Annotated in this window: 1 protein-coding gene; it reads left to right on the top strand. The window is 58.0% G+C overall.

All coding sequences use genetic code 11. The annotated features are described in order from the left end of the window. Positions 1 to 255 (top strand): winged helix-turn-helix domain-containing protein (locus JUJ53_RS14145; protein ID WP_204152679.1); only part of this gene is annotated, 255 nt, incomplete at both ends.

The raw sequence follows: 255 nt of genomic DNA, 5'->3' as shown, positions 1-255 counted from the left end.
GGCTTGGATCTCCTCGCCAAGCGATTCATCATGGCGGTGTAGAACAAACCCAGAGGAACGGCATTAAGCATCACCAAAAGCTGGGAAGAGCCCAAGGCTGGGTCTACCTGCGCCAGCTAGGATGGCGTCTGCGGGTACCCCGGCCTCAGCATCAAGACGCCGACCTCGACGCTCAGGACGCTTGGAAAAAAAAACTTCAGGAGAACGTCGAGCACCTTCAGCAGACCTATCCCGACGCCGACGTCGAGGTGTGGT

It is taken from the genome of Leptolyngbya sp. CCY15150, from assembly GCF_016888135.1.
Classification (GTDB): Bacteria; Cyanobacteriota; Cyanobacteriia; order RECH01; family RECH01; genus RECH01.
Note: the sequence above shows the minus strand (reverse complement) of the source record. Positions and strands in the feature narration are given on the sequence as shown.